This is a genomic window from Saccharomonospora halophila 8, from assembly GCF_000383775.1.
Taxonomy (GTDB): Bacteria; Actinomycetota; Actinomycetes; order Mycobacteriales; family Pseudonocardiaceae; genus Saccharomonospora; species Saccharomonospora halophila.
In genome coordinates, this window is record NZ_KB912556.1 from 55,342 (window position 1) to 58,681 (window position 3,340).

At 69.8% G+C, this 3,340-nt stretch carries 3 protein-coding genes; 2 read left to right on the forward strand and 1 reads right to left on the reverse strand.

Annotation, left to right across the window (positions count from 1 at the left end; all coding sequences use genetic code 11):
• Window positions 1-369 precede the first annotated feature (369 nt).
• On the forward strand, window positions 370-1,266 hold the full coding sequence (locus tag SACHA_RS0112245; protein WP_019810081.1) for a helix-turn-helix domain-containing protein: 897 nt from the start codon (window positions 370-372) through the stop codon (window positions 1,264-1,266).
• A 421-nt stretch (window positions 1,267-1,687) separates the two neighbouring features.
• On the opposite strand, the gene SACHA_RS21830 is transcribed toward SACHA_RS0112245, so the two are convergent.
• On the reverse strand, window positions 1,688-1,981 hold the full coding sequence (locus SACHA_RS21830; protein ID WP_019810083.1) for a helix-turn-helix domain-containing protein: 294 nt from the start codon (window positions 1,979-1,981) through the stop codon (window positions 1,688-1,690).
• 618 nt (window positions 1,982-2,599) lie between these two features.
• On the opposite strand from SACHA_RS21830, the gene SACHA_RS0112260 reads away from it, so the two are divergent.
• The coding region (locus SACHA_RS0112260; RefSeq protein WP_408640323.1) for an IclR family transcriptional regulator at window positions 2,600-3,340 on the forward strand (741 nt) is incomplete at its 3' end.

A 3,340-nucleotide genomic window follows, 5' to 3' on the forward strand; every position in this document is an offset into this window, starting at 1 on the left:
CGCCACGGCGCGCGGGACCGGGTCACCTCCCCCGCTGCCGCGTCCGGGAGGGGGGCGGAAACGCCTCCCGGTCGGCACCGCCCGCCACCGGGGGTACGGACGGCCCCCGGCCACAGGAGACTGGCACATACGACGCTCCAGACGGTCGGTCCTCGGTGCATGGCGCACTCCGCGCCTGCTCGCTCCGGCGACGCGGCCGTGCGCAAGGGGGTCCCCACGGCCGGCGCCACCGGAGGCTAACGTGACAGGTGTCCAACTGTCCGTAGCCACGCACACTGTAGCGCGCTACCTACCTACCGCGCTACACCGCGGCGTGGCCCGTTCGGGTGACACCTGTGGAATGTCACCCGGAGTCGAAAGGTGGGGCCCTTGGTCGAGGTGAGCCATGTCGTCGCGGAATGGGCGTTCACCCTGGGATTGAAGCGACTGCGTGAGGCCGGCGAGAACTCGAACCAGAGCGAGATCGCCAGGAGGATCGGCAAGAGCCGCGCGACCATCGGGCACTATGAGATGGGGCGGTACCTGCCGAGCCACGAGAGCCTGGACATCATGCTCGACGCGTACGGCCACCCCGAGCGCGCTGGGTACTACCGGGAGCTGCGGGACCGCGTGGAGACCCGTGTCCCGGACTGGTGGGAGGACCTGTTCCCGGACGGCTTCCCGCCCTACCCGCTCGCGCTGCTTGCGGGAATGGAGTCCTCGGCGGTCCGGATGCACGTCTTCGAGCCGAATGTCGTGCCCGAACTGCTGCGCACGCCCGAGTACGCCGAGCACGTGGTCCGTGCCGGACTTCCGACGCACGACGCGGAGTCCCGTGCGCGGTACCTCCGTATGTTGGCCGGACGCCAGGAGATCCTGGAACGGGACGAGCCTCCCGAACTGCGGTGTGTCCTCGATGAAGCGGTGCTCCGTCGCACGGTCGGCAGCGCCGAGATCCTCGCCCGTCAGGTGACACGCCTGGAGGAACTCACGCAGGCCCCGCGCGTCGAGATCCGGATTCTCACCGAGGGCAGCGCGGGTGCGGCCGCGGCGGCGGGCGCCTTCACCGAATTCGTGCTCCCGTCCGAGGCCATCCGGGACTTCAGTGAGGTCGCCTGGGTCAACACACCCGTCGACCGGATCCACTACGAGTCCACCGGGGAACTGGACGTCTTCCACGCGTTGTGGCGTGAGGTGACCGACAACGCGCTCTCACCCGAGGATTCCCGCGCGTTCCTCGGCGAGCTCGCCCGGACGTTACGGCACCACCCGGCGCGCAGCGCCTGAGCGGGCCCCGGCGGCGCTCACCCCGACTCCCGGGGTGGGCGCCGCTGCCGCGGCAGCACGACCCGGTCCGACCGGACACAGAATCGTCGCGCCGGCACCCCGGAGAACGGAGCGGATCGCGCACACCGAGCGCCACTCCGAGTACAGCGGAACCGATTGCCCGGACAATTCCGCGACCCACACGGATCGCGACCGAAAAGGAATTCCATACCGCTCCTGCGTTCTCGCGGTCACCACGTCGTCCGGATCCGGCGGCGCGGCCCGGCCGGAAGGGGCAGTCCGCGCCGCGCCGCCGTGTCAGCCACCTCGTGGGCGGGTCATGAACGGTCCCGTACCCGATGGCCGTCGATACTGTAGCACGCTAGGTAGGTAGCGCGCTACGCCGCGGTGGTCGCGATCGTCACGTGGAGAGGGGAGCCGGTCAGCGCACCGTCCGGCCGTACCGGACCGCCGCCGCGAGCTGATCGGACGGCACGTCGAGCGCGAGGCTCAGCCACTGCCGCCAGTACGGACCCGGCACCCGTTTCCCCCGTTCCCACCGCGCGACCTCGTCACGACTGACGCTGGAGTTCCGGGACAGCTCGACGAGCCGGTCCGCGAGCTGATACTGGGTCAGTCCACGCAGCTTGCGGACCCGACGCACGAGTTCCCACACCGGCTCGGCATCGCGGCCCTCCGGCTGGGTCGCGCGCGGGCCGGGACCGGACGGGGACACCGGCTCCGACGAGTGCGACGTGGCGGCTGTGGACCGGGAGTCGGGGGACGGTGACGTCCCGCGTCCCGACGGGTTCTCCCGCAACGTGGTCGCGGGAACGGCCGGGGCGGTCTCGGGAAACGGCGGCGTGGCCTGGTGAGAAGACAGGGCCTGATGAGAAGACATAGTCATGAGGAGTACGGGGTCCGGGGACGAGTTCGGGGGACGCGGCACAGACGGTTGGCCATCGGCCAAAAAATGCGGGACCCCCAGCCGCGTGGCTGCACCACGATCAACACACCTCCAGTTTCGAACACGGAGCGCGACGCCGACACCACCAAACGGGCTATCTTGCCCTCCGCAATTTGCACCTCTCCGATGGGGCGGGAAACGCCCACACCGCCGACCGTCCAACCCGTACTCCTCCCCGGAATCAGTATCGTTCACGGCGGCGATTCGTTACACAGGCTCAGTACCGCGCGCCCGGCGGCGACGAAACGGGGAAGTTCCTCGTCGATTCCGCGACATCGCGGCCCCGGTCCGCACCCCGGCGACTTCGTGGCCCCCTGCTCCGAAAGGCCCGGACCCGATAGGCTTTTTCCGAAACAGGCGATCCGTATTCCACAGGGGAGCATCGGCGTGTCGGGACGACGCAATCAGGGAAATGAGACCGGGGACGAGACCGTGGTGTCCGGTGAAGAACGGGATTACACGGTCCGCGCGGTCGAGCGCGTCTGTTCGATTCTCAACCTCCTGCAGGAGTCGATCGACGGGGTGTCCCTGATCGATGTCGGCCAGGCGACCGATCTGCCCAAATCGTCCGCATTCCGCTACCTGTGGACACTCGAGGCCCACCGCTACGTCGAACGGGACGGCAACACCGGGCTGTACCGGTTGGGACTCGGTTTCGTCGGCATGCAGTCGCGGCAGCTGGAGATCCTCCGGGAGCGCGCGCACCCGTGGCTGGAGCGACTGCGGGACGAGTTCGAGGAGACGACCACCCTCGCGATCCTCGACGGAGACCACGTCATCCACGTCGACATCGTCGAGAGCCGGCACCGTGTCCGGTTCGCGTCGGCGCGGGGAGCCCGGGACCCGCTGCACTCCACCGCACTGGGCAAGGCGATCGCGTCCCGGCTCGCGGAGGCACGCGTGCGGGAGCTGCTGGAGCACACCGGGATGTGCGCCCGCACGGAACGGACCATCACCGCCGTGGAGGCCTTCGTCGACGAGGTCGACCGGGTCCGCAGGGACGGATACGCGGTCAACGACGGCGAACACGAGGCGGACGGACGCTGCGTCGCGGCTCCCCTGCCCGGGACCCGCCTCCCCGCCGCCCTCGGGATCAGCGCGCCGGCGGCGCGCTTCGACCGGGCGGAT